Source organism: Erwinia aphidicola, from assembly GCF_024169515.1.
In the GTDB taxonomy this organism is placed as follows: Bacteria; Pseudomonadota; Gammaproteobacteria; order Enterobacterales; family Enterobacteriaceae; genus Erwinia; species Erwinia aphidicola.
This window is the reverse complement of the sequence record NZ_JAMKCQ010000001.1, coordinates 3,669,681-3,695,306: the sequence shown is the minus strand read 5'-3', so window position 1 is coordinate 3,695,306 and position 25,626 is coordinate 3,669,681. Positions and strand designations below refer to the sequence as shown.

At 49.9% G+C, this 25,626-nt stretch carries 25 protein-coding genes; 6 read left to right on the top strand and 19 right to left on the bottom strand.

Features of this window, described 5'->3' with window-relative positions; translation table 11 throughout:
- Window positions 1-318: 318 nt before the first annotated feature.
- The 12 genes from tcyN to J2Y91_RS17375 all read right to left on the bottom strand — a co-directional run bounded on the left by tcyN (window position 319) and on the right by J2Y91_RS17375 (window position 15,587).
- On the bottom strand, window positions 319-1,071 hold the full coding sequence (gene tcyN, locus J2Y91_RS17430; RefSeq protein WP_133623871.1) for an L-cystine ABC transporter ATP-binding protein TcyN: 753 nt from the start codon (window positions 1,069-1,071) through the stop codon (window positions 319-321).
- Window positions 1,068-1,736, bottom strand: coding sequence for a cystine ABC transporter permease (gene tcyL / locus J2Y91_RS17425; RefSeq protein ID WP_133623872.1), 669 nt, complete (start codon window positions 1,734-1,736; stop codon window positions 1,068-1,070). The genes tcyN and tcyL overlap by 4 nt, the downstream gene beginning before the upstream one ends.
- Window positions 1,736-2,539, bottom strand: a complete 804-nt coding sequence (tcyJ, locus tag J2Y91_RS17420) for a cystine ABC transporter substrate-binding protein (protein WP_133623873.1) — start codon at window positions 2,537-2,539, stop codon at window positions 1,736-1,738. Before tcyJ ends, tcyL begins: the two co-directional genes overlap by 1 nt.
- 13 nt (window positions 2,540-2,552) lie before the next feature.
- Window positions 2,553-3,533 carry a D-cysteine desulfhydrase gene (locus tag J2Y91_RS17415; RefSeq protein WP_253539031.1) on the bottom strand — a complete coding sequence of 327 codons (981 nt, stop codon included), beginning with the start codon at window positions 3,531-3,533 and terminating at the stop codon, window positions 2,553-2,555.
- 83 nt (window positions 3,534-3,616) lie between these two features.
- Window positions 3,617-4,120 (bottom strand): flagella biosynthesis regulatory protein FliZ, encoded by a 504-nt coding sequence (gene fliZ, locus J2Y91_RS17410; RefSeq protein WP_099753916.1) that lies wholly within the window; start codon window positions 4,118-4,120, stop codon window positions 3,617-3,619.
- Window positions 4,121-4,163: 43 nt separating this feature from the next.
- Window positions 4,164-4,886 carry an RNA polymerase sigma factor FliA gene (locus tag J2Y91_RS17405; RefSeq protein ID WP_048915728.1) on the bottom strand — a complete coding sequence of 241 codons (723 nt, stop codon included), beginning with the start codon at window positions 4,884-4,886 and terminating at the stop codon, window positions 4,164-4,166.
- A gap of 158 nt (window positions 4,887-5,044) precedes the next feature.
- A complete protein-coding gene (locus J2Y91_RS17400; RefSeq protein ID WP_253539029.1) occupies window positions 5,045-6,013 on the bottom strand; it encodes an HNH endonuclease signature motif containing protein in 969 nt (322 codons plus the stop codon).
- Window positions 6,014-6,764: 751 nt separating this feature from the next.
- Window positions 6,765-11,816: a glycosyltransferase gene (locus J2Y91_RS17395; RefSeq protein ID WP_253539026.1), complete on the bottom strand. Its 5,052-nt coding sequence runs from the start codon at window positions 11,814-11,816 to the stop codon at window positions 6,765-6,767.
- A gap of 1 nt (window position 11,817) precedes the next feature.
- On the bottom strand, window positions 11,818-12,471 hold the full coding sequence (locus J2Y91_RS17390; protein ID WP_253539023.1) for an NTP transferase domain-containing protein: 654 nt from the start codon (window positions 12,469-12,471) through the stop codon (window positions 11,818-11,820).
- Window positions 12,447-13,052: an HAD family hydrolase gene (locus J2Y91_RS17385; protein WP_253539020.1), complete on the bottom strand. Its 606-nt coding sequence runs from the start codon at window positions 13,050-13,052 to the stop codon at window positions 12,447-12,449. The genes J2Y91_RS17390 and J2Y91_RS17385 overlap by 25 nt, the downstream gene beginning before the upstream one ends.
- A 1-nt stretch (window position 13,053) precedes the next feature.
- Complete coding sequence (locus J2Y91_RS17380; protein WP_253539016.1) at window positions 13,054-13,815, bottom strand: class I SAM-dependent methyltransferase; 762 nt, start codon at window positions 13,813-13,815, stop codon at window positions 13,054-13,056.
- Between the two features lie 572 nt (window positions 13,816-14,387).
- Window positions 14,388-15,587 (bottom strand): FliC/FljB family flagellin, encoded by a 1,200-nt coding sequence (locus J2Y91_RS17375; protein ID WP_253539012.1) that lies wholly within the window; start codon window positions 15,585-15,587, stop codon window positions 14,388-14,390.
- A 279-nt stretch (window positions 15,588-15,866) separates the two neighbouring features.
- Between J2Y91_RS17375 and fliD the strand changes: the two genes are divergently transcribed.
- The 4 genes from fliD (at window position 15,867) to amyA (ending at window position 19,674) form a co-directional block, all read left to right on the top strand.
- Entirely contained in the window at window positions 15,867-17,270 is a 1,404-nt protein-coding gene (fliD, locus tag J2Y91_RS17370; protein WP_048915721.1) for a flagellar filament capping protein FliD, read from the top strand.
- 9 nt (window positions 17,271-17,279) lie between these two features.
- Window positions 17,280-17,678 carry a flagellar export chaperone FliS gene (fliS, locus tag J2Y91_RS17365; protein WP_048915720.1) on the top strand — a complete coding sequence of 133 codons (399 nt, stop codon included), beginning with the start codon at window positions 17,280-17,282 and terminating at the stop codon, window positions 17,676-17,678.
- A 12-nt stretch (window positions 17,679-17,690) separates the two neighbouring features.
- Window positions 17,691-18,056 carry a flagella biosynthesis regulatory protein FliT gene (gene fliT / locus J2Y91_RS17360; protein ID WP_048915719.1) on the top strand — a complete coding sequence of 122 codons (366 nt, stop codon included), beginning with the start codon at window positions 17,691-17,693 and terminating at the stop codon, window positions 18,054-18,056.
- 139 nt (window positions 18,057-18,195) lie between these two features.
- Window positions 18,196-19,674 (top strand): alpha-amylase, encoded by a 1,479-nt coding sequence (gene amyA, locus J2Y91_RS17355; protein ID WP_253539008.1) that lies wholly within the window; start codon window positions 18,196-18,198, stop codon window positions 19,672-19,674.
- 36 nt (window positions 19,675-19,710) lie between these two features.
- Here amyA and yedD read toward each other — a convergent pair whose 3' ends face one another.
- Window positions 19,711-20,184, bottom strand: a complete 474-nt coding sequence (gene yedD, locus J2Y91_RS17350) for a lipoprotein YedD (RefSeq protein ID WP_253539005.1) — start codon at window positions 20,182-20,184, stop codon at window positions 19,711-19,713.
- Window positions 20,185-20,389: 205 nt separating this feature from the next.
- On the opposite strand from yedD, the gene J2Y91_RS17345 reads away from it, so the two are divergent.
- On the top strand, window positions 20,390-20,713 hold the full coding sequence (locus J2Y91_RS17345; protein WP_253539002.1) for a DUF6388 family protein: 324 nt from the start codon (window positions 20,390-20,392) through the stop codon (window positions 20,711-20,713).
- A gap of 105 nt (window positions 20,714-20,818) precedes the next feature.
- Here J2Y91_RS17345 and J2Y91_RS17340 read toward each other — a convergent pair whose 3' ends face one another.
- From J2Y91_RS17340 to J2Y91_RS17330, 4 genes are all read right to left on the bottom strand, one after another.
- Window positions 20,819-20,998, bottom strand: coding sequence for a YodC family protein (locus tag J2Y91_RS17340; protein WP_048915715.1), 180 nt, complete (start codon window positions 20,996-20,998; stop codon window positions 20,819-20,821).
- 179 nt (window positions 20,999-21,177) lie between these two features.
- On the bottom strand, window positions 21,178-21,309 hold the full coding sequence (locus J2Y91_RS23005) for a hypothetical protein (protein ID WP_263575950.1): 132 nt from the start codon (window positions 21,307-21,309) through the stop codon (window positions 21,178-21,180).
- Window positions 21,310-21,345: 36 nt separating this feature from the next.
- Complete coding sequence (locus J2Y91_RS17335; protein ID WP_253539000.1) at window positions 21,346-22,257, bottom strand: DUF808 domain-containing protein; 912 nt, start codon at window positions 22,255-22,257, stop codon at window positions 21,346-21,348.
- 11 nt (window positions 22,258-22,268) lie between these two features.
- A complete protein-coding gene (locus tag J2Y91_RS17330) occupies window positions 22,269-22,544 on the bottom strand; it encodes a hypothetical protein (protein ID WP_253538996.1) in 276 nt (91 codons plus the stop codon).
- A 161-nt stretch (window positions 22,545-22,705) separates the two neighbouring features.
- On the opposite strand from J2Y91_RS17330, the gene yedA reads away from it, so the two are divergent.
- Window positions 22,706-23,620 carry a drug/metabolite exporter YedA gene (gene yedA / locus J2Y91_RS17325; protein ID WP_133623882.1) on the top strand — a complete coding sequence of 305 codons (915 nt, stop codon included), beginning with the start codon at window positions 22,706-22,708 and terminating at the stop codon, window positions 23,618-23,620.
- A 36-nt stretch (window positions 23,621-23,656) separates the two neighbouring features.
- On the opposite strand, the gene J2Y91_RS17320 is transcribed toward yedA, so the two are convergent.
- Both J2Y91_RS17320 and J2Y91_RS17315 read right to left on the bottom strand, forming a co-directional pair.
- Window positions 23,657-24,124 carry a very short patch repair endonuclease gene (locus J2Y91_RS17320; protein ID WP_133623883.1) on the bottom strand — a complete coding sequence of 156 codons (468 nt, stop codon included), beginning with the start codon at window positions 24,122-24,124 and terminating at the stop codon, window positions 23,657-23,659.
- A 34-nt stretch (window positions 24,125-24,158) separates the two neighbouring features.
- Complete coding sequence (locus J2Y91_RS17315) at window positions 24,159-25,571, bottom strand: DNA cytosine methyltransferase (RefSeq protein ID WP_048915710.1); 1,413 nt, start codon at window positions 25,569-25,571, stop codon at window positions 24,159-24,161.
- Window positions 25,572-25,626 lie beyond the last annotated feature (55 nt).

Sequence of the window (25,626 nt, the reverse complement as noted above, 5' to 3'; positions counted from 1 at the left end):
GCGGGCCTCGGCACGCGGCATCCCTGCCGCGTGACGTCCGGCTTACCTCAGGCCGAGCTCATCCCCCAGTATCATCGTGCTCGCTGTGGGTTTTAAACCGCGACGCTGCGGCTTTGGGTGCAAGGAGGGAGGGCTGATTGCAGCAGGCCCACGGCCAGGGATGGCCGTGAGCCAGGCTACAGGGATGTATTCATGCCGGTGCGGAAGCAGCCCTCCCTCCTGAAACCTGACGCTTGTCATACCGCGATAATATTCGGATCAATTTTTATGGGAATACCTCAGGGGTCGACCTTCTTTTCTGGTCGACCCGCTGAAGACTTAATGATTGAGGAATTTATCGAGGAACTGGCGCGTGCGCGGCTGCTGCGGATTAGAGAACAACTCGCGGGCGGCACCCTGCTCCACAATTTTACCCTGGTCCATAAAAATGGCGCGGTCGGCCACATCGCGGGCGAAGCTCATCTCATGAGTGACGATCACCATGGTGCGCCTCTCCTGCGCCAGCGAACGGATGGTGTTCAGTACTTCTCCCACCAGCTCCGGATCCAGTGCCGAGGTCGGCTCATCAAACAGGATCACCTCCGGGCGCATCGCCAGTGCACGGGCAATCGCCACGCGCTGCTGCTGGCCGCCGGAAAGCTTGCGCGGATAACTCTCTTCCTTGCCCTGCAACCCCACCCGTTCGAGCAGCTGACGGGCGCGCGCTATTGCTTCTGCCTTTGGCTCACCTTTAACAATGGTTGGCCCTTCAATAATATTCTCCAGCACCGTGCGGTGTGGAAACAGATTAAAGTTCTGGAAGACAAAACCGACCTGCTGACGCAGCTGGCGCACGCGCTCTTTCTGCTTCGACATCGACTGCGCGGCGTCTACGCGGATCGCCCCGACCTGAATGGTGCCGCTATCCGGCACTTCCAGCAGGTTAATACTGCGCAGCAGCGTGGTTTTGCCGGAGCCACTTGGCCCGATAATCGCCACCACTTCCCCGGCATTTACCGTCAGGTCGATGCCGTGCAGCACCGTCTGGCCGTTAAATTTCTTTACCAGCTGACTGACTTCAATGGTACTCATTTTGACTCCCGATCCTGGCGGTTAACACGATCTTCCAGCCGGCTTTGCAGGAAGGAGAGGAGCGTCGCCATCACCCAGTAAATCAGCGATGCCGCCAGATACATGGTGAACACCTCCAGCGTGCGCGAGGTGACCAGCTGCGCCTGACGGAACAGCTCCGGCACCTGAATGGTGGCCGCCAGCGAGGTATCTTTAACCAGGCTGATAAAGCTGTTGCCGAGCGGCGGCAGCGCGGTGCGTGCGGCCTGCGGCAGGATCACCCGCTTCATGGTCTGCCAGCGCGACATGCCGATACTGGCCGCCGCTTCCCACTGCCCGCGCTCGATGGCGGCAATCGCCCCGCGCAGGGATTCAGAAGCATACGCCGCCGTATTCAGCGACAGGCCAATCATCGCCGACGGGATCGGGTCCAGCTCAATGCCGAACTGCGGCAGGCCGTAGTAGATCATAAACAGTTGGGCGATCAGCGGCGTGCCGCGAAAAATTGAAACGTAAAAACGCGACAGCCAGGCAATCGGCCAGAAATGGGAAAGGCGCATCATCGCCAGCAAAAAGCCGAGCAGCAGGCCGAAGAACATCCCACCAATACTCAGCTGCAGCGTGAACAGTGCGCCCTTAAGTAAAAATGGTGCTGAATCCAGCACCAGTTGCAGACTTTCTTGCATTATTTAGTTACGTCCGTACCAAACCATTTTTCAGAAATCTTCTTCATGGTGCCGTCTTTCTGCATGTCAGCAATCGCCTTGTTGATAGCCTCCAGCAGCTGAGCGTTACCTTTACGCAGCGCCACGCCCGATTCCTGACGGGAGAATGCCGGGCCTGCTGCCGCCATGGTATCCCCGGTTTTCTTCACCAGATCCAGCGCCGCCAGGCGATCGACCAGAATGGCATCGGTACGGCCTACGCGCAGATCCTGGTATTTGGTTGGGTCATCATCGTAGGTACGGATGTCGACGCCCTTGACGTTCTCGCGCAGCCACTGCTCGTAGTTCGAGCCAAGACCCACGCCGACTTTCTTGCCGCTCAGATCTTCCGGCTTGGTGATGCTGCCCGCGTTGGCTTTTTTGGTCAGCGCCTGGATACCGGAAATGGTGTAAGGCGTGGAGAAGTCATACTTCTTCTTGCGCTCGTCGGAGATAGTGACCTGGTTGATCACCACATCGATGCGCTTAGAGTCGAGGGAGGCTAGCATGCCGTCCCACTTGGTCGGCTTCAGGCTGGCCTTAACGCCCAGATGCTGCGCCAGCGCCTCGGCGAAGTCGACTTCGAAGCCGGCCAGCTTGCCATTCTCATCCTGGAAGCTGAACGGCGGATAGGTGCCTTCCAGCCCCACCTGCAGCGAACCGCGCTCCTTCACTTTTGCCAGCAGGTTTTCATCCGCTGCCTGTGCCTGCATAGTCATACCGCCGACCAGCGCCAGCGCCATGGTTCCCATCACCAACTGGCGACGAACTTTCGAAAATTTCATAGCAACCCCATTATTATTGATGATATGCAAACAACGCCGGTGAACCACCGGTATGAACAAACACAATCGGCCCTTCACGACGGAAGCGCTGTTGCGCAATACCGTCGATCAGCCCGGCCATCGCCTTGCCGGTGTAGACCGGATCAAGGAAGATACCTTCCAGACGCGCCAGCAGTTTAATCGCTTCCATGCCTTCTTCATTCGGCTCGCCGTAGCGCGGCGCGAAATAGTCATCCCACAGCGTAATTGGCGCGCTGCTGGTCACGGCTAATGAGTGCGCCAGCTCGGCGCGGATCTTCTCCACTTTTGGCAGCTGATCCGCCACGTTGCGCGACACGGTGACGCCCACCAGTTCGGTGTCCGGCAGCAGCAGCTCCAGCCCCACCGCCAACCCGGCATGCGTCCCGGCACTGCCGGAGGCAACCACCACGGCGGCAAAATCGACCACGCCTTCGCTCTGATGGGCGATCTCCTGCGCGCACTCGACGTAGCCCAGCGCACCCAGCGCGTTCGAGCCGCCGACCGGCACCACATACGGGCGGAAGCCCTGGGCTTCCAGCAGCGTGGCCTGCTCTTCTAACTGCGCATCCGGCGCGTGCAGCGCATCGACCATAATGATTTCGCTGCCCATCAGCTCCAGCAACAGGCGGTTACCGTTGCTGAGGTAGTTGGCAGAGGTGGTTCCAATCGGGTTTTCCAGCAGCGCCACGCACTTCAGGCCAAGCTTCGCCGCCACCGCCGCCGTCTGGCGCACGTGGTTAGACTGGATCGCTCCGGCCGTCAGCAGCACGTCGGCACCGTTACGCAGGGCATCCGCCGCGAGGAATTCAAGCTTACGCAGCTTGTTGCCGCCCAGGGCAACCGGCGTGACATCGTCACGTTTGATAAAGATATCGCGGCCCAGATATTCGGACAGGCGGGGAAGATGCTCCAACGGCGTGGGCGCACCCAGTAGTTCGAGACGGGGGAAATTATTGATATTCAGTAAGGACAACGCAGCCTCCGCAGCAGGCGTTAAATATTATCCCTACAGTGTTACAGAAGATGACCGGTTGGTCATCTTCCTTTTAGTGATAACTAATTACGCTGCCAGCCAAGAAACTGATCGTATTTCCGCAGGGCAATACGGTAGTTATTGTTGCCGGCATCCGGCAGGTCATTTTCCAGGCACTCATGCCAGCTCGGGCCTTTGAGTTTTTCCGCCGGAAAATTACGCGCTGACAGCATATCGTCGAGGCGGCGCAGGCGAACAACGTATTCGCGAATGGTGCTGTGGCTCATTTCGGTCTGCTCAAACAGGTACTGCTTGAACGCCATGATGTCAAAGTAAGTCGGATGCGTGTTGCAAAAGATATCGCTACAAAAACGGCACAGCGCCGTAAGCTCATTCTGTAATTTTAACCAGACCTGATCGTCGATCAGCTGATCCATCCGGGCGATGGCCTCTTTGTTAATGATCTGACCACGAAAAACCAGCGCCATTCTGTCCAGTACCTTACCGCAGTGGGAACAGTTACTCTGGCTGTGTTTGTAGTCTTTCAAATAACGGCTCAACGGCCTCATTTTAATTTTGGATCCCATGCGAGATTCCCCGGTTGGTGTTGAGAGTGCAAAACTGACTTTGTCAGCGCGCTCCCGATAACCGGGCGCGCAGGCGTTTGATCGCCTGACTGTGCAGCTGGCTGACGCGGGATTCCCCCACTTCCAGCACGGCGCCAATCTCTTTCAAATTCAGTTCTTCCTGGTAATAGAGCGTCAGCACCATTTTTTCGCGATCGGGTAACGCTTCGATCGCTTCAATGACGCGTTCGCGCAGATTCCCTTCCATTAGCTGGTGCAGCGGATTAGCCTCTTCGTGGCCATCCGTCACCAGCTCGGCGCTGTCACCGTGTTCCTCACGATATTCGTCGTAAGAGAACAGCTGGCTGTTATTGGTATCCAGCAGGATCTGCCGGTACTCCTCCAGCGACACATCAAGCTGCGCAGCCACTTCCTGCTCGGATGCCGTGCGCCCCAGCGCCTGTTCAACCCGATGCATGGCACCCGCCACTTCGCGCGCATTGCGGCGCACGCTGCGTGGTGCCCAGTCGCGGCTGCGTAATTCGTCGAGCATCGCGCCACGAATGCGTTGAACGGCGTAGGTGGTAAATGCGGTGCCCTGAAGGGCGTCGTAGCGCTCTACGGCATTCAGCAGCCCGATACCCCCAGCCTGAAGCAGATCGTCCAGCTCCACGCTGGCCGGCAGACGGACCTGCAGGCGCAACGCTTCATGGCGAACCAGCGGTATGTATCGCTGCCACAGCGAATGTTTGTCCATCACGCCATCGGCGGTATATAGATCGTTCACTCTGACCTACCCTGCGTTAATTAAGTTATCGGCACGATTATCTGTTTCTGTAGGGCATTTTGATTGGGGGAATAGCGGTAAAAAAGGCGGGTTATTTCATTTTTGTCGCCCTGAAAGATCCCCGGCGTCACAAAAAGAGGACGCGGGGATCCCGGTAATCAGGCTTTCAGTGATAAACGCTGGCGCGTGCTCTCCGGCACCTGTGACCACAGGGCGCAGACTTTCCCTTCCAGCTGCTGATAAAACGGCAGCAGGGTGTTATCTTCCTGTAACGTGCGGCGAAAATGCACCGAACCACTCAACGGGTCAATCGACAGCCGTTTACTGGCAAACAGTCGTTGCAGGTCGCTGCGCAGAAACAGGCCGTTATCCGCGCTGTTATCCAGCAGGAAGCCCTGCTCATTTTCCCGCGTATCGATGTGGCAGGCTTCCACCCACGGCCACGCCTGCTCGTCGGTTAGCAGCGTGCCGGTGATGACGCAGGCGCCGTAGCGCGCGCGTACCGCATTGCTGAACTCATGATGACTGGCACGATGCCACAGCCGGGCTTTTACACGGCGCCCGACCTGCGTCCCCTGGATCACCCCGGCAGGCGGCGGCAGCAGCGGCGAGGTCAGCACCACAATAAACTGCAGCTGGCGCGAGTATTCGAAGCACGGCTGCGACTGGCGGTCGTACAGCTGCCAGTACTCATCCTCTTCATCACTGCGCAGCAGGGTTAAGGTATAGCCACGCTGTTGCAGCAGGCTTTGCGCCATAATGGATGCCGGATCCAACATTGCCAGCACCCTGCTCTCACCCATCACCTTCCAGCTGTTCCACGGCGCGGCTTCCAGCGGACGACGAAAATAGAGGAAGCTCTCCTGGCGCTGCAAATAGTGTTCAAAGCGCTGCAGGTAATTTTTGCGTTCGTTATCGTTGCTGATAAACAGCAGGTCTTCCAGCGGAATATGGCTATCCTTGCTGGCGAATATCGCGCGGATAGTCCAGTTCTTGCTGGAGGTCGACGGGCTAAGCAACCCCCGGGTAGTCAACGATTTATCGTCAGGGTACTTTTTGCTGTAGCGGTCGTTTATCTCCTCAAACGGCAGCAGTTCCCCAGGTAACAAGTCATAATTGAAGCGCATTGTTGAACCCCATGAAATTAATGCGTGTTAATCATCTACAGGACAACTCGCAAAGTGACATTGGTTGTAGTTATCGGCAGCAGGTTAAAATTCTGTAATGTACCCGTTTGATGCAGGGTAAAGAGAAATTAGACGCCCATGCTTTGATGAACTGTAAGACTTTCATTCTTCTGAACCAGGAACCATGTCAAAATGGACGCTAACGTAAATCCTCTCCCTAAAATCACAAGATAAATCGTTTTTATTCATATTTTAAAACCAGACGACCAAAGGGCATGATGTTAGGGTGCAATGGTTCTTTACGCTATAGACCTTACCATTGATTAACCGTGACCATGCAACAGTTTCAACAAAGTAAGATAAAAAGTTAGATGTACTTGTGATAAAGCACCGGATATTTCTGATAATTACTTAAAGAGATTACTTCCAAAGTGGAATTCTAACAAGCTCGCTTCACAAATCTAAAAAAATGCTAAAATCAAATTTTTCATTAAAATAGTCACCACGCCCTCGGAGCTTAAAGAATCCTTAGGAAACGCTCAGCATTGGTTATCAAAACACCAAACTCGCATTAAAATAAATCAATAAATATAATTCCAATGATTATCGGTAGTGTTAATTAATCACCAAAAACACCCTATAAAATTCACCAGAATATAGAAATCCAATTAGAATGATATTTTCTAGAGCATTCTTAATGCATAACGCTCCTGCGAACAGGAGCGTTTAGAAATTGATTAATATTAAAAAATTATGGCAACCAAAGTTCACTCCAGCGCTTCAAAGGCTCGCCTTTTAACATCCAATGTTCAAGCACAACTTTTCTTAAGGCATCACCTGTTTTCAGAGACGTGCTTGGATCAGCAAGATGCATTTCAATAGCTTCGATCCAATCCTTGTAACGATTTTTGACGCGAGTGACTGGTAAGTCATTCCGATAGCACTCAACATCACTGCAAATGACCGGATAGCCGCAAGCACCATATTCCAAAAGCCGTAAATTACTTTTGCATCGGTTAAATTCATTGTCTTCAACCGGGGCAAGAGCTAGATCGAGGTTAAGACTTGCCAATTTCTCTGGATAGCTTGCGAAGTCAACACCGTGGTGATATTCGTATAAGTAAGGACGGAGTTTAGGCGGGCACATCCCCATGAAAACCCATTCTACCCGATCGCTTAACGCACGAATAACATCGTAAATCATTTCCAAATCTCCAGTATGGCTTGACCCACCAGCCCAACCTACTCTCGGCTTTCTTCCTTGTCCACGAAGACTGATTAAGTTACCCCACTCTTTCACAGGTAAACGATTTTCAGAAATTTGAATATCATTGTGTAGACCATCAAAACGGTTGGCTAAAGCTGCCGTAGAAACAACAAATCTATCAACTAATGATAAACTCTTTCTTAAAGACTTCAAAATATCCTTTGGCATATGCGCACGATGCATATTTTTAATCGGCACATTTGGCAAATAATCATCCAATTCATAAACTTTGAATACCGATAAGAATTTTGACGCCCTACGTATCCATTCATGAAACTCAGGTGAAATCTCTCGCTGAAAAACAATACTATCAGTTTCTAACTGCATTAGTTGAGGGTAACTAAGAAGTAAATTTGAAAGCGTACCCTGAATCAAACCAGAATGCTGCATTGCTTCAAATGGTTTTATAATACGATAATTTCCGCATCCATTTTCATCTGCCATATGGGCGAGAACGTTTGGTGCTGGTTTCCAAAAAACTGGCTGCCAAGTTAACGTACTGTTTTCAATTAGCTCGAAGCCTTCTCCATTTTTAGTCAGGCTGGAATTATAAGCAGGATCGTTAGCAATAAGTGGCGACCATTTTTTATACATTGCATCCTGTTCGTTCTGGAAACGTATAATCTTTTCATGCTGTTTTGTTAAATCTATTTTGCTTTGACTGACACTCCCTTCATGCATCACTTTGGCATAAGGTGTCCACACAGTCATGTAGCCCGCTTCACGTACTTTAAGACAGAAATCGATATCATTGTAAGAAACTTTGAAGTTTTCTTCATCCAGACCGCCTACAGCATCATATACCTCTTTACGCACCATCAAACAGGCAGCAGTGACAGCGGTATAGTTTTGATCGGCAACTAACCTGTAAAGATAACCGCGATCATCATTATTTTTTCCAATAAATGGATGGTCTGCAGGCCCACGCAACCCAAGGACCACTCCAGCGTGTTGAATACAACTGTTGGGGTAGTAAAGTTTGGCACCCACTATCCCCACTTCTGGACGTAATGCATGGTTAAGCATATTGTTCAACCACTCATTTTGAATGATAGCCGTATCATTATTCAACAGAACCAGGTATTCCCCTTTAGCTTCGCGTGCAGCCATATTGTTCATTGCTGAATAATTAAAAGGATAAGGGTAAGAAATAACGCGAATCCTTTCTGGGTCAACCTGTGCTATACCATCTAACCATGTTTTTGTTTCATTCAGCTCGCTGTTATTATCAACAATCAGAATTTCGTAATTATGATACGATGACTTTTCCAAAATAGTAGTAACACAAGCTACTAACAATGGAAGTTGATCTTTAGTAGGTATGATTATTGAAACAAGTGGTTCATAATCAACATTATATTTTAACCGCCATACGCCTATAATTTCCGAAGTAACTTCGGCGTTTACATAACCCCTATTTCTAAGATGCTTTTCAATAACAAGTTTTTGATCTTCAACATAGCTTAATTTGAAAGGTTCCCTGAGGATTGCAGGTTCATTTAAATGACCAATAACACCAATACCTCTCTCTTCTATGATTCGTGTTATGTACTCAAATTCTGTTGCACGAGGGTAATCTGAACTGAAACCACCAAGCTGAATGAATGTTTCACGATTGAAAATCCAGTTTTCCGTCATGACAGAAGGTAAGCTCAAAATCAAATCGAGATTAAAGTCAGGGTGGAGTACGACGCTACTTATTCCATCATCACTTTCGAATAATGAATCGGTATAAATAGCAGCACAATTTTTGGCCAATGGTAATTGTAGACTTGCTACGATTGAACCACTTTGCGTAAAGGTTTCCCCCGCTTTAAGCAGGATAAACCAGTCACAGGTACTGGAAGAAATCTCTTGATTAAGATTAAGCGTCAGTTCACTAAGACCTGATGCACAATGCTCATAAACTGATCCATTAATGGGTTCAATGATACTATTTATAACGACAGGAGAAAGGTTAATATTTACACCTGAACCGTTGATGTCATTGAGGTTATTTAGTGTATTTTGTAACTTTCGCTCATGCCCATTGTTTATAACAAGACATAAAACATTAGTGGTTACGATCGACATGCTTTCTCTATATTTTTTTACGAATTCCTCCTGAGCAGCATTCAATTTTCTTTTATTCAACCACGCACTGATACCATTGTCTATTTTAATAACAGAATCGATGTCTATGTATGATGTTCGCATGATGAAGGAAATATTATCAATAACACCTAACATGCCTTCAGCCCTGGCATCACTTACTAATTTAATTACCGACCTATTGTCTAACCCTACAATAAATGGAATGGTCAGGATTTGGTCATTGACACCATCAAACGTAACCTCTTTTAATAGTTCACCATTTACAAAGATTTTAGTTTTCAGGGGGAATTTATTATACTTACTTTTTTCAAGAAGACTAATATGTAATTGGATGTGATTTTTTTTGGGTTTTACACCAGTTATTGCGGAATTTACTTCTAATTCCGCTACATCACTTACAAAAAAAAGTGATTTTCCAGGGTTACGTACTATCCCTTTCCCAAGTGTAATATTTAGCTCTTCTTTTGGCCAATCTTTTTCTCGCTCATCCTCTTCATGTAACGAGCAAGCAATGAAAGATGTCAGGTTTGCAGATGATATTAGCGCTAAAGCACAACTTCCTTTTGATCTGATAACGAGGCTATGGAGTTCATTCCGAGCCAGATCCCGACGCCCCTTTGTGACCTGATGGGCGCTGGAAGGTATTAGTCCATGATCGGCATTCACCAATAAAACATCTTGATGCCTAGAACAAGAGGGATTCAAGGAAAGAGACCATTTTTTCCAGTCACAATAAGTTGAAAAATTCTCAATATTAAAGGCAACATCATTCAAAATAGAAATACGACTAAACGCGAATGTCTGACACAATTTTTCAGCTATAGCAACCCTTTCTTCCCAAGTGGTTGAATCCCCATAAACTAGTATTTCAAGTTTGGATTGATTTATTATCGCATTAGCTACACGATTGGTTGATTCACCGTCTTGGTAAATCCCATGAAGAAACTGAGTACGTGCATATTGTGCAACTCGACAGTACTTATCGTGAAGTGAGAATGCATTGCGCAAATATTCAACACACTGTTGATCTTCATTAAATTCTAATCCTATATCACGCCATGCATTGCCTGGCGCGTCTGGGTTATACTCCCAGTGTTCAACTTTCTTCTCTGTAGAATAAAGGATAATAGGTCTATCTAGCACCATAAACTCATAAATCAAGGAGGAAGCATCAGCCAAGAGAATATCTGCTTGTGCAAAACTTTCAGCAATGCTAGCTTCAGGATTATCAATCAATTCTACCAAGGGATCGTCAATACTTTGTTGACGCCATATTGACATAAGTTCACGGAAAATATTTTTATCTACCACAAATCCATGTTCATGCTCAACAATTGCTGGGTGAGGTTTTATAATAATTTTCGAAGAGGGGTATACGCTGCGTATTAGAGAAACAACACGCTCACCAAAGTAAACAGCAGAACTTATTTCTGGATTATAGGTTGGAGCAAAGAGAATAGTGGGATTATTTTTGTTCAGAATAGATTTTTCAATTTTGAAAACTTCATCGACCCATGAATTCCCAGTAATTAAAAATCCCTTCCGTGGTTGAACTTTTGATAACAATGTATCTTCAATATCCCATGGGCTTCCACACATATAATCTGCGTAGTTGTATTGGCTTTCGGCAAATCCATATCGAGTAACTGATCCGTGACGCATGCCTATCAGCAAAACATTATTCGCATCACAATAATCGCGCCAGTATTCAACTGACCAACCATCGGCCACTACAATAACATCAGGGCGCCATGAAATCACATCTTCTTTAGAAAGGGTAACTAAATGATTTTTAAATAATTTGACCAATGGCTTAAGAGAGCGGAAATGAAAGTGCATACTGCCAAATCCAGCAACCTTGAGTGTACTATTAATTTCTTTTGATGTGGAAAAAGTATCTAGATTAAAAGTGAGACAAATGTTTTTTGTGTTTAAATTATTGTATTCGCCTAACTTAGAACATTGGGAAAATCCCAATCGCAGAGCTAAAGATATATAAAATTCCTGTTCCTTAACGGGAACAACAATCATTAATACACCACCATGCGCCAATAGTGTAGCGGCTTTTAACAACCCTCTTAGGTGAAAGAATTCATCCTGATAATCATTTAAACAAGAAGCTAACAAAATACAATCAAATACCTCAGAGCTTTGAAAGTCCATGAAATGTTGATTGAAAAAATCTACATTTCTCAATCCTTTTAGATCGGTTTTCAATTTGGCATGATTCAGGCAAGGAATACGACTATCAAGCACCATAACATTTTTGAACTCAGTGGCACTTTCAATAACCTCGTCACCATAATTTGAACCAAATATAACAATCTTATCTTTTTTTTTGGCCATTTCAAAATTTATTTTAGCCGTCGAATCATGGATATCTGTTAAATCCACAACACCAAAATCCGGCTTTGCATTCAATTCATGATGAGAATTTTTCATTTTATTTCCAACCTAATGTCATAACTTTCTTGGCCATATCAAGATCTTCAATGGTATCGATATCAAACGCATTAATTTTAAAAGAAGAAATAGGAAGGAAATTTTCTAAAGCTTCATAAACATATTTCTTCTCATTAATAATCATGAATGGACTTACAATAGCTATGCCCGTCCATTCATAATCTGAAATTAATTCACGAGTAAAAGAAATTACCTGCCCCTCTTCTTTATCAAGATTAGTCCGAACTCCATCATGGGTCGTCCAAGATGATACCCCGATGAGATGATTTGAGTCTTTAGCTTTAGAAATGAAATCTTCAAAACTTTCATTTTGTATTAAAGTATCTGCATCTATTATCAAAAACTTATCTTTCAAATGACGAGCAACACGCCATATACTTTGCAAGGTGTTTGTATTCATGTAGTCTGGGTTACGAACAATAATGCAATCGGGGCGGATTTTTTTTGCTTCATTGATTACAGCTTCTTCCTGGAAACCAACCACAAGCCAGACATTTTCAATATCAGTTAGCCTTTCAAAATGGTATTGAAGTAGACTCTTACCTGCTATCTCAATCAAACATTTCGGAAGGTTCAATCCAAGGCGAGAACCTATACCTGCAGCACTTATTACAGCATTTTTAACAGACGACATAAGGAACCCTCATCATAAACAATAAAGTCGCTTAGTTTACATAACGTGCCGTTAGGTTCATGAGTAGCCCCAAATGCAATCCGCCAGTCAGCTACTTCAAACATGGGTACATCGTTCATTCCTTCCCCGATCGTTACAATCCTGTCAAATCTTTTCCTCAAGCTTTTGACTGCATCTGATTTATTAAGAATATGACTAACTCCGTTCAGACGCCCTTCCTGATCCAATGACGCTAACGATGTAAAGCTTTCAACACCTAATTTATTTAATAAAGGTTTAACCCAAACGTCAAGGTTCCCGGTCACCACGAAGCAATTGCTCCGGTTTTTTTGTATAAACTCAAGAATGTTGTGCCGAAAATCAACCTCAGTTTCCAGAATTCTATGGATTAATTCGATTTTAGCTTCTTTAAGAAGACGCACTCGCAACTTAAAAGATTTTTCGAAAGGAAGAATTCCGGCAATGGTAGCCTGTGTTAATACTGATATTTCATCATCCAGTCCAATAGATGCAGCAATCAAAGGCAATAACTCTTGCCTAGTTAAGGTTCCATCAAGGTCAAAGCAATAGGCTGTTTTCATTTCATGCCCACCTTTTTAACATAGAAAAATACTGCCGGGTTTCTTTTCTTTTTTCTAATTCATCTATAAAAAGCTCTTGCCAACCATGAGATATGAATTTTTTTTCATCAAACACTTTCTCGATAAGTTCAGCCATCTCGGTTTCTGTTCGATATATTGCTGAATAAGTGTTTTTTAATTCCTCTGAATATACATCCTGCAATGTTAATCTTGTCTCTTTAGCCAAAGGTTCTCTAAGATAGATGATTCCATTTGGGGCACAAAGGCTCAATGCTGTTTTTAACACTTTTAAGCAGTCAGTATCATTAAGATATATGAGGACGCCAGAAATCATTATGAAGTCGTAAGGTGGAGATAACGAAAGCTCTGCATTATTTACTTCTGTTACAGACATAATCTGAAATTTTGCATTTTTCCAGTCTTTTTCAACTGCAAGGCGCTGTGCCTGCTGAATAAGTGACGATGAAAAATCAATCCCCAGATAGCTTGCAGCATGTGGCGTGTTACAAAAAAATCCAGCCCATCTTCCGATACCGCATCCCATGTCGAAGACTTTTTTAACCTGATGCAGAGGAAGTAATGAAGTCACTACCTTTCTCTCTGCTAAGTCCCTTTTAGCCACGAGTTCAGGCTCGTGATCTTGATACATTGTTGCACTTAATGGATTTTCATATTTTCCATTCCCACGCGCATCAAAAAACGCCTGTGTTGACTGATAATCAATTTCAACTGAACGTTTCCAAACTCTCTCACCTTTCGCCATGGACGATTTCACCAATAGATCAATAATACTAAGATTTTACGATCCTATCAGTCACACAATGGGTTGATTAAGGCCTCAATTTGGGTTTAATTACCCTCATTAGTCGACTACAAATGTCACTTTAGCCACTCTGAAAGTAGTTTTATACTTTCAAAAATTTGTTATCTGATCGACTGTGATGCCTAAATATAGTATTTTTCATGAGATAAAACAATAAGATACGTTTTTAGGGAGGGAATCATTTGAAGAGTGGAGATCGCACATTCATACCCAGCAGAGTCAGTAACTTTCCTAACCAGCAATGCTAATTGGATTAGTATAAAACCAATAATTACAATATGTTGAAAATTTTTCAGTGAAAATTCTAGAGATTTGAAATTGTCAATTTGTCAATATCATCAATGTAAAAAGGTCAGACAATTAGCAGATAACTTTAAATAAAGATATCTTGCAGAGTCAGACTGGATTGTGCCTGTGGGAGTTAAAGGGCTAAGTGTAATTACAAGCTATAAATCATATAGATGAAAAAAAACCCCGCAAAGGCGGGGTCAATATTTAGTCTTATTAGGTTATTAGCCCTGCAGCAGAGAGAGAACCTGCTGTGGAACCTGATTAGATTTAGCCAACACAGAGTTACCCGCCTGCTGTACAATCTGCGCTTTAGACAGGTTTGATACTTCAACCGCGTAGTCAGCATCCTGAATGCGGGACTGTGCTTCAGACAGGTTAGTGGTAGTGTTGTTCAGGTTGGTTACCGCAGAACCCAGACGGTTCTGAATGGCACCCAGAGATGAACGGAATTTATCCACAGATGCAATCGCTTCATCCAGTTTGGCCAACGGGTTAGTGGAAGAACCCTTAGTCAGTGATGATGGGTCAAAATTAGAGGTATCGATTGTAAATTTGGCTGTTGTCGGTGTAGTGACATCTGCCGCCTGCGGATCAAGTGCAATGTAGAAGGACTGAGGAGTACCGCTGGTGCTTTCGATACCATTATTCTTCAGATTGTTAACTTCAGCAGCACCAGATGCGGTTACAGTAACTTTTGCAAATACGTTGCCATTTTCATCTTTATAGATCTTAGCACCTTCAACAGAAACACTTCCTGAAGCAACACCCAGACGAGTAGCGAGGTCACCAGCAGATTTCTCAGAAACAGTTGCACCTGACACCTGAGTGGTCTCACCGAAGTAAGCTTTAAAGGCTGCAGTTCCTGACATTTCTGTCATTGCACCTTTAGGACCGTTCACGTTGAAGCTGTCCAGACCCAGAGTCTTAGAGTCGATTTTCTTCAGGTCGATATCGATAGTTTCGCCATCGTTGGCGCCAACCTGGATAGACATTTTGCCGTCTTTAGCCAGAACGTTCACGCCGTTGAACTGAGTCTGACCCGATACGCGGTCAATTTCAGACAGGCGGGATTTGATTTCGTCCTGGATGGAAGACAGGTCTGAAGATGAGTTAGTACCGGTAGAAGCCTGAACGGTCAGTTCACGAACGCGCTGTAAGTTGTTGTTGATTTCTGACAGTGCGCCTTCAGTAGTCTGTGCAACAGAGATACCGTCGTTAGCGTTACGCGCAGCCTGAGTCAGGCCCTTGATGTTAGAGGTGAAGCGGTTAGCAATCGCCTGGCCCGCAGCGTCATCTTTCGCGCTGTTGATACGCAGGCCAGAAGACAGGCGCTCGATAGAGGTAGACAGAGCATTCTGGTTTTTGTTGATGTTGTTCTGAGTGATCAGCGAGAGGCTGTTGGTATTGATTACTTGTGCCATGATAAAGTTTCCTGTTAAATCATTTCGGGTTAAGTGGTTGGGCTTGTTTGCCCCCCGGCTTCATCGCCGTCAAAGTTGTTATCGTCTGCCCCACGGTAACCTTTAGAATTTTTTTAGTTCCGCGCCGATTTTTTTTCACTTCCCCCTACTCGCTGAAATACCCCTCTTTATTACCGCTATTCGTTTTATTGCCGCCGGATAATTAATCGTAAACTTTGTGCATCAATGGCCGATAACCACGGTATTCACTCTCCGTGTTGACTCTATAAAGGAAATATCATGGCTAGCATCTCTACCCTGGGTATCGGCTCCGGCCTGGATTTAAGCTCGATTCTCGACAGCATGCAGGCGGCGGAAAAAGCAGCGCTAAAGCCGATCTCAACACAGCAGACGGCTTACACCTCAAAGCTGAGCGCCTACAGCACCATGAAAAGCGCGCTGACCACCTTTCAGACGGCAAACACCAAGCTGAATGACGCCACGCTGTTCAGCGCCAATAAAATAGTCAGCAGCTCTACCGCTTTCAGCGCCACCAGCACTACGGGTGCGGTAGCAGGTAAATATACCATTGCCGTCACCCAGCTGGCGTCAGCCCAGACGCTGACCTCGGCGACCCAAAGCAGTAACAGCACCGCGCTGGCGACGGCTGACAGCACTATCTCAATTAAGCTGGCGGGCAGTGATAAAGCAGTAGACGTGACGGTAAGCGCCGCGAACTCTTCGCTGACCGGCATTCGTGATGCGATCAATAAAGCCGATGCCGGCGTCACCGCCAGCATTATTAAAACGGGCGATGGCAGCTATCGTCTCTCCATGACGTCGAACGAAACCGGCGTAGACAATGCGGCCACGATCAGCGTCAGCGGTGACAGCGCGCTGCAAAGCATGCTCAATTATGACGGCACCAGCAGCAGCAATATGACGCAGAGCATCGCGGCGCAGAATGCCAAGCTGTCAGTCAACAATGTCGAGATTGAGAACAGCAGCAACACTATCAGCGATGCGCTGGAAGGGATCACGCTGAACCTGAGCGGGGAAACCACCGGCACCCAGACGCTGACCGTGACTAAAGATACCAGCAGCGCGTCCAGCACGATTGCCGCCTGGGTGACAGCTTATAACACCCTGCAGGATGCCTTTGCCTCTCTGACCAAATACACCAAAGTGGATGCCGGGACAGATGCGCAGGACACCACCAATGGTGCCCTGCTTGGCGACAGCACTCTGCGTACTATACAGTCGCAGATGAAAGATATGCTGACCAATACCAGCAGCACCTCGACTTACAAAACCCTGTCACAGATTGGCATTACGACCGATCCAACCAGCGGCAAGCTGAATACCGACCAGACTAAACTGGATGCGGCCCTGGCAAAAGACCCGGACGGCATTAAGGCAATGATCGTTGGCGACGGTAAAACCACCGGCATCGCGACTAAGCTCTCTAACAACCTGACCAGCTGGCTCTCCAGCACCGGCATGGTGCAGGCGGCCACCGACGGCGTCAGCAAAACGCTGAACAATCTGACCCAACAGTACAACAAGGTCAGCGACAATATCGATGCCACTATTGCGCGCTTAAAAACCCAGTTCACCGCGTTGGACGTGACGATCAGCAAGCTCAACAACACCAGTAGCTATCTGACGTCGCAGTTTGAGACTTCAAGCAGTACAACCAAGTAAGGAGCCATGATGTATAGCGCAAGCGGTACCCAGGCCTATGCAAAAGTCGGCGTGGAAAGTGCAGTGATGAGTGCCAGCAATGACCAGCTGATCACTCTGCTGTTCGACGGGGCGCTCAGCGCCCTGGTTCGCGCACGCCTGTTTTTGCAGGACGGCAATACGGTTAAAAAAGGGGAGTCGCTCTCCAAAGCCATTAACATTATCGACAACGGTCTGAAGCAGGGTCTGGATGAGTCCTCTGAAGACGAGTTAACGCAAAATCTGCTGGGTTTGTACCGCTATATGGTGCACCGCCTGCTGCGCGCGAATATCGATAACGATGCCGACGGAATTGAAGAAGTTGAAGCGCTGTTGCGCAATATCGCCGATGCCTGGAAAGAGGTTTCCGGCACAACCGCTCTGGTTTAGGACTCTGTATAAATGAACATTGCCCCACATCTGCTCGCGATATATCAGGAAATTTTGACCCACAGCCAGTCGATGCTGCGTCTTGCGGGTGAAGGCCAGTGGGACGACCTGATCGATATGGAAGTTGACTACCTCAGCGCCGTGGAAAAGCTGGCTAAGGCTACGCAGAATGAGCCGGTTCCGGCTCGTACTCAGGAGCAGCTGCGCCCGATACTGCGCCACATTCTTGATAATGAAGCCGAAGTCAAAAAGCTGCTGAAGTCACGCCAGGATGAAATCTCCTTGCTGATCCAGCAGGCCGGCCGCCAGAAGTCCGTCAATCGTGCCTATACCAATGTCGCCGGCGTGGTGCTGTTCCCTACCGGATCGAACGGATAAACCTCACGTTTACTCAGTATGACTTTATACAACACCTTTCCGGGGCCAGCGCGGAATAATTAATTTCGTCCTGGCCCACCCTTTCGCTGCGCTTACTCCATACTTCATTTTCCCGTCTGGCGAAAAATGGAGCACGGATATGCACAACCCCACGCTGTTGCAGTTCTTTCACTGGTACTACCCCACAGGCGGCAAACTGTGGCCGGAAGCGGCCGAACGTGCCGCATGGCTGGCTGAAATTGGCATCAGCGACGTCTGGCTACCGCCGGTTTATAAGGGTGAATCCGGCGGCTATTCGGTCGGTTACGATAGCTATGACCTGTTTGACCTTGGCGAATTTGAGCAGAAAGGCTCACGCGCCACCAAATACGGCGATAAGCAGCAGCTGCTGGCAGCAGTGGAGGCGCTAAAGGCTAACGGCGTTGGCGTGATCCTTGACGTGGTGCTCAACCACAAAATGGGTGCCGACGAGAAAGAGCGCATTCAGGTTAACCGCGTCAACCCGGATAACCGCGAGGAGATCGACGAGGAAGTGATTGAGGTCGAAGCCTGGACCCGCTTCACCTTCCCGGTGCGCGCCGGGCAGTATTCGCAGTTTATCTGGGACCACAAGTGCTTCAGCGGCGTCGACCACATTGAAAACCCCGATGAGAACGGCGTGTTCAAAATCGTTAACGACTACACCGGCGAAGGCTGGAACGATCAGGTCGATAACGAGCTGGGCAATTTCGACTATCTGATGGGCGCCAATATCGACTTCCGCAACCGCGCGGTAACCGAAGAGCTGAAATACTGGGCGCGCTGGGTGATGGAGGAAGTGCACTGCAGCGGCTTTCGCCTCGACGCGGTGAAGCATATTCCCGCCTGGTTCTATAAAGAGTGGATCGAACACGTGCAGGAGGTGGCGGAGCAGCCGCTGTTCATCGTCGCCGAATACTGGTCGCATGAGGTTGATAAACTCCAGCAGTATATCCAGCAGGTGGACGGTAAAACCATGCTGTTTGACGCCCCACTGCAGATGAACTTCCATAATGCGTCGAAACAGGGGGCTGACTACGACCTTAGCCAGATCTTCAACGACACGCTGGTCACCACCGATCCGTGGCACGCGGTGACCATTGTCGCCAACCACGACACCCAGCCGCTGCAGGCGCTGGAAGCCCCGGTGGACCCCTGGTTCAAACCACTGGCGTATGCGCTGATCCTGCTGCGTGAAAACGGTGTTCCGGCGGTGTTCTACCCGGACCTGTTCGGCGCCAGCTATGAGGATGAGGGTGACGACGGCGGGCAGTATCAGATAGAGATGCCGGCGATCCCCGAACTGGAAGCGCTGATCCGGGCACGCCAGCTGTATGCCCACGGAGTGCAGACCGAATGGTTCGATCACCCTAACTGCATCGCCTTTGCGCGCAGCGGCACCGATCATCACTCCGGTTGCGTGGTGATTATGTCGAACGGTGAAGCGGGTGAGAAAACCCTGGCGCTGGGGGAAAACTACGGCGGGAAAAACTGGCGCGACCTGCTGGGCCATATCGGCGAGACGGTGAGCAGCGACGAGCAGGGCACTGCCACGTTCCGCTGTGCGCCAGGATCGGTTAGCGTGTGGATTATTAGCTAGATATCAGGTCGTGGCCGGGCGGCCACGACCTGGGAATTACGGCTGAGGGGCGGCAATGGTGGTGCTGGCTGCTGGCACGGTTGACGGCTGCGGCTGCAGGCTGGCGTCAGGCTGCGCCTGCTTATCCAGCGCCTGCTGGCACTCGACGGTCGGTTTATCCACTTTACGCATCTTCAGCTTATCGTAATGCAGCTCGTTACCTTCCAGATCCAGCGTCATCACGCGCATCTGCTTGTTCACGTTAACCCACTCGTCATCGAAAAAGGTGACTTTGCCCGGCTTGGCAATAACGCGCTGCCACTGACGGCAGTCCAGGGTATCCCCTTCCTGGGTGATAATCAGGCTGGCCATCGCCTGGTCACTCACCAGCCCACTCTGCGGGCCAACCGTCTGCCAGTTACCGACCAGCGCTGCCGGAGGGGCGGTTTTGACCGCCGCTTCATAATTTGGTAGCTGCGCACAGCCGCTGAGCGTAACGGCCGTCACTGCCGCCATCATCCACTTATTCATTTTTTCATCCTGAGCTAATCAATTACGCGCTACGTTATAATTTTTACCTGCCCCGCCGCAAGCACCAAGCGCAGCCTGCAGCTAAAATGATAGATTAAACGCTGAGATAAGCTGCCGTCGGCCCGCATCTCGCCCGGCTTTCACCTGCCCTGCACCTTGTGTACACTAGCCGCCATTATCCAGACCGTCACCCCGCAGGACCGTTATGAAAACCGTTGAAGAGTATTACGCCATCGCCAAAGATCTGTTTCTTGAGGCGCACCCGGATTTGAAGACCGGCATTGAAAATCTGACCGCTGAGCAAGCGTCCACCATGGGCATGAGCGTTGAGCAGCTGCGCGAGTTGCAGAAAGAGCGGGCTTATGCGGCATATGTGCGCGAGAAGAAACTGGACGGCGTGCTGTTTGCTATTCAGCTGGCAGAGCCGGATAAAGCGGTGATGGTCGATGCGATTGAGGCCTATCTGCATAGCCACGCCGAAGCGCTGGGCATGAGCTGGGAAGAGTTCTGTATTAAGAACGAGCTGTAAAACAGACGCTGCGGGCCGATCGAAAAAGAAGATCGGCCGCCAGACATCAAGGGCCGACCGGAAAAAAGGGTCGGCCCCTACGGGATCTGGCATGCACCGACAAAACTAACCCGCCAAAGGCGTTGCATCAGCCAGAACGCAAAGCTCTTGCTCACTAAACGCTTCACGCCGCACGCTAAAACCGTCATACCAGCGGCACTCCACCATTCCACTGGCAACACCTGTGACAATCATCGCAGGCCCACCGTCCTTATGCTGCACTTCATCACTGATTATAAAGCTCATAAAGCACCTCCCTATCCGGTTAAAATCACCAAATAGTTATAGCATCTGAGCCTTATCACCGCTGTTAACGACAGGTAAAACATTTGTTAAATACAAATAAGCAGTTAAAAACGCTGGATATAAAAAAAGCGAGTAAACTTATTACTCGCTTTTTATGTGAAATCCGTCGCAGTTTGCGCTTAGATTTTACAGCCTTCGCAGTCGGCTTCGTCACCTAAATCAGCCGGAACTTCGGCGGCTTTTTTCTCGGCGTTCGCTTCTGCCTGCTCTAACTGCGCATCAATATCGAACTCAAAAATATCGTCTTTCATCATTACTCCCGTTTTACTCACTAACTTCAGGCGTCTTTATACTGATTTTTGACGCATTTTGGCAACCCCATTGACCACCAACAGCACAATCGACCCCACGATGAACCCGACCACCAGGTTCGCCATATTGCTTACAACGCTGCTCATCAGGCCGCTCATCTCGCTGCTGTATTCCGTCACCAGATGATGCAGCTGCGGAATGCCGTGCACGATAATGCCGCCCCCCACCAGGAACATCGCAATGGTGCCAACCAGGGTCAGGATCTTCATCAGCCATGGCGCGGCCGCCACCAGCACATTACCCAGCCCTTTAGCCAGCGCCGAGGTTTTCTTCTGCAGCCAGAAGCCGAGATCGTCAATTTTGACGATGCCCGCCACAATGCCGTACACGCCAATCGTAACCAGAATGGCAATCCCGGAGAGGATCAGTACCTGATTCAGCAGCGGGGATTCAGAGACGATGCCGAGGGTAATCGCCACAATTTCGGCCGACAGGATAAAGTCGGTGCGCACCGCCCCTTTTACCTTCTTCTTCTCAAACTCACCGGCATCCTGCTGCGCCGCCTTCAGCAGGCGCTTTTCGCGCGCTTCCGGCGTCTCCTCACTTTTGTTTTTATGCAGGCTGTGCAGCACCTTCTCCACGCCTTCATAGCTCAGGTAAGCCCCGCCCACCATCAGCAGCGGCGTGATTGCCCAGGGCGCAAACGCACTGATCAGCAGCGCCAGCGGCACCAGGATCAACTTGTTGAGGAAGGAGCCTTTTGCCACGCTCCACACCACCGGCAGTTCACGATTGGCTTTTACCCCGCTGACCTGCTGAGCGTTAAGGGAGAGATCGTCGCCTAACACCCCGGCGGTTTTTTTCGCTGCCACTTTGCCCATCACGGCTATGTCATCAAGCAGTGTCGCAATATCATCCAGTAAGGTTAGTAAGCTGGTTCCTGCCAAAGTCGTATTCCTTATTCATGTTCGTCATGTTGACAACAGGGGCACAGCTCCATTTCGGCGACCGCCATATCGGCAACGCCATCACAGTCCCACTCAACGCGCACCGGCTGGCCCTGCGGCTCAGCGTGGTGCAGATATTTACTCACCGGGCTTTCGGTCATCCCGCTAATCTCTTCCGTGGCGATGAGACGATCGCCGACAAAAATACGCGCCGTTGCCTGGGTATTGACCATGCGTTCGCCGCTAAGTTTATACAACCGTCTTACCGTCAGTTTGACACTGGCCATGGCCCACCTGGCTTTGCTGTATTTAAGAGGAGGATGATCTAAACAATTATGCGCAAAGAGTGCAAATTTTGTAAAAAAAATCCTTCCGACCGTGATAATTAGTGGCAGAATTAGCCACTTATAACATTTTAATAACTTGATATAACCAGGACGACTTTAACATGACGTTACGCCGTGCCCCCGCCCTGCTGCCGCTGCTGGCCGCGCTGTTCTGCCTCTATTTTATCTGGGGCTCCACCTATCTGGTGATCCGCATTGGCGTCGAGAGCTGGCCGCCAATGATGCTGGCCGGGCTGCGCTTTTTGCTGGCTGGCGTGGTGCTGCTGACTTTTCTGCTGCTAAGAGGTGAAAAGCTGCCGTCGCTGCGCGCGGCCGGTAATGCCGCGCTGGTTGGCATTATGCTGCTGGCGCTCGGCAACGGCGCTGTCACCGTGGCGGAGCATCAGCAGGTGCCGTCCGGGCTGGCAGCGGTGATGGTAGCGACCGTGCCGCTGTTTGCCATGTGTTTCAGCCGCCTGTTTGGCATTGCTACGCGCTGGATCGAGTGGCTGGGCATCGCCGTTGGGCTGGTGGGGATTATCCTGCTCAACAGCGGCGGCCATCTGGCGGGCAACCCGTGGGGTGCGCTGATGATCCTCGGCGGCTCTCTGAGCTGGGCCTTTGGTTCGGTATGGGGGTCACGCATTACGCTGCCCAACGGCATGATGGCGGGCGCAGTGGAGATGCTGGCAGCAGGCGCAGTATTGCTGATTGCCAGCACGCTGAGCGGCGAACACCTGGTGCAGAAACCCTCGTTGGCGGGCTTCTTCTCGCTCGGCTATCTCAGCCTGTTTGGATCGGTGATTGCGATTAACGCCTATATGTTCCTGATCCGCAACGTCACCCCGGCTATCGCCACCAGCTACGCCTACGTCAATCCGGTGGTGGCGGTGCTGCTGGGTATAGCCTTCGCAGGGGAGAGCCTGTCAGCCCGCGAATGGCTGGCGCTGGCGATTATCGTGCTGGCGGTGATTCTGGTGACGTTGGGGAAATATCTGTTCCCGGCAAAGCCGATCGTAAAATCCTGCGAGCCTTAATCGGGGGTGCGGGCCGATCGAAAAGAGGATCGGCCCCTACAGCTGGCGAATACCGTTCTCGTCAATTTCCGCGTTTCTTTCGGCAGCGCACACCCACTCTTCCAGACGCGCGCTTAACTCCTGCTCCTGCAGGCGCGTTTTACCGCGCAGTGCGCACTCCCACACCAGCAAAACGCGCCAGCCGCTGGCCGTCAGCTCCTCAACGTAGCGCTTATCGCGCGCCACATTGCTGTCGATTTTACCCATCCAGAACGCGGTGCGCGTGGCGGGCAGCTTAAACAGGTGGCAGTGATGGCGGTGCCAGAAACAGCCGTGAACGAAAATAATGGCCTGATGATCGGGCAGCACAAAGTCGGGGCGCCCGGGCAGGGATTTATCCTGTACCCGGTAGCTCAGGCCAAGCTCAACCAACAGCTCGGCCAGCCGCTTTTCAATCGCGGTATCGCGGGTGCGGATGGCGCGCATATTCTTACTGCGCACCTCGGAGGTGTGAACGTCGGCCATGGTGATATTCCTTTCATCAAGACCTTAAGTTTAGCTAAATCTGGCGCTGACGCACCGCCTGCTCGATCCACGGCAGCAGCAGCCGTGCCACGGCGGCAAACGCCGGTACCACCACCGAGTTGCCAAACTGGCGATAGGCCTGAGTATCCGAAACCGGTATGCGAAAATCAGCGCTGCCCGGCTGCTCAAAGCCCATCAGGCGCGCACACTCGCGCGGCGTCAGGCGGCGCGGCCGGTTGTTCTGGTTACTGGCATTATCGAAATCCTGCTCACCCAGCGCTTTATCCCAGCCGCGATCGATAAGGATCTCCGAGCCGTCCTTGTAGTAGCGCGCCGACAGCGTGCGCACCACGCCCTGTTCGCGCTCCGGGTCCACCAGCCCATAGCCAAAGCCATTGCCGCGTGCCTGGTGCTTTTTCGCATACTGATACAGGTATTTCCACAGCGTCGGGGTCAGGATATATTTCGCCTCTACCACCGGGTCGAGCAGCGCTTTTAGCGGCGTGCGTTTAGGCGGGTAGAGAGAAGAGAGATGACTCAGGCTGAAGGTCGGCAGCTTCAGGTCACGGCGCAGGCCGACCAGCACAATACGCTCGCGGTGCTGCGGCAGGAAGTGCTGACCATCTACAATCTTCGGGTCCTGCGGGCCGGAAGTATCGGCATCGGCAACGTCATAGCCCAGCTCGTCGAGGGTCTGCATGATGATGCGGAAGGTATTGCCCTTATCGTGGCTTTTTAAGTTTTTAACGTTTTCCAGCACGAATATCGCCGGCTTTTTGGCGGTGATAATCCGCGCCACGTCAAAAAACAGCGTGCCCTGGGCTTCGCACTCAAAACCGTGCGCGCGCCCGAGCGCATTTTTCTTCGATACGCCCGCCAGCGAAAACGGCTGACAGGGGAAACCGGCCAGCAGCACATCGTGGTCCGGCACCTGCTGGCTGATGTGCTGATAGGCCTGCTGTTCGTTAATCTCCGGCTTGCCGCTCAGCGTCACATCGCGGATATCCTGATTAAAGCGATGCTGCTGTTCATCGCAGTACCAGTTAGCTTTGTAAGTGCGCACCGCGTGCTTATTCCATTCGCTGGTAAACACGCACTGGCCGCCTATCGCTTCAAAGCCGCTGCGGATGCCGCCAATCCCGGCAAACAGATCGACAAAGCGAAACGCATAGTGAGGATGATGGGCGGGTGGCGCGGGCAACATGCCGTGCAGCATGCTGACTTCGGCTTCGCTCAGCATTTTACGGCTGTTGCCTTTCACCCAGCGATTCACCGACTCGCGCGTCCACTCCTGCTGGCTGACCTTACGCAGCGTTGCCGCAACGGTTTTCTGATCGTAAATTTCCAGCACGCGCAGCAGCAGCTGACGGTCCTGGTCCTCTTTCTGCTGCGCCTGTGCGCGTGCCTGTTCGGCCAGTTCAGCTGCCACGCGGTCAAAATCGCTCATAATCACTCAATAAAAGGGATAAACGGGTGCCAGTCTATCACCTCATTGACCCAGC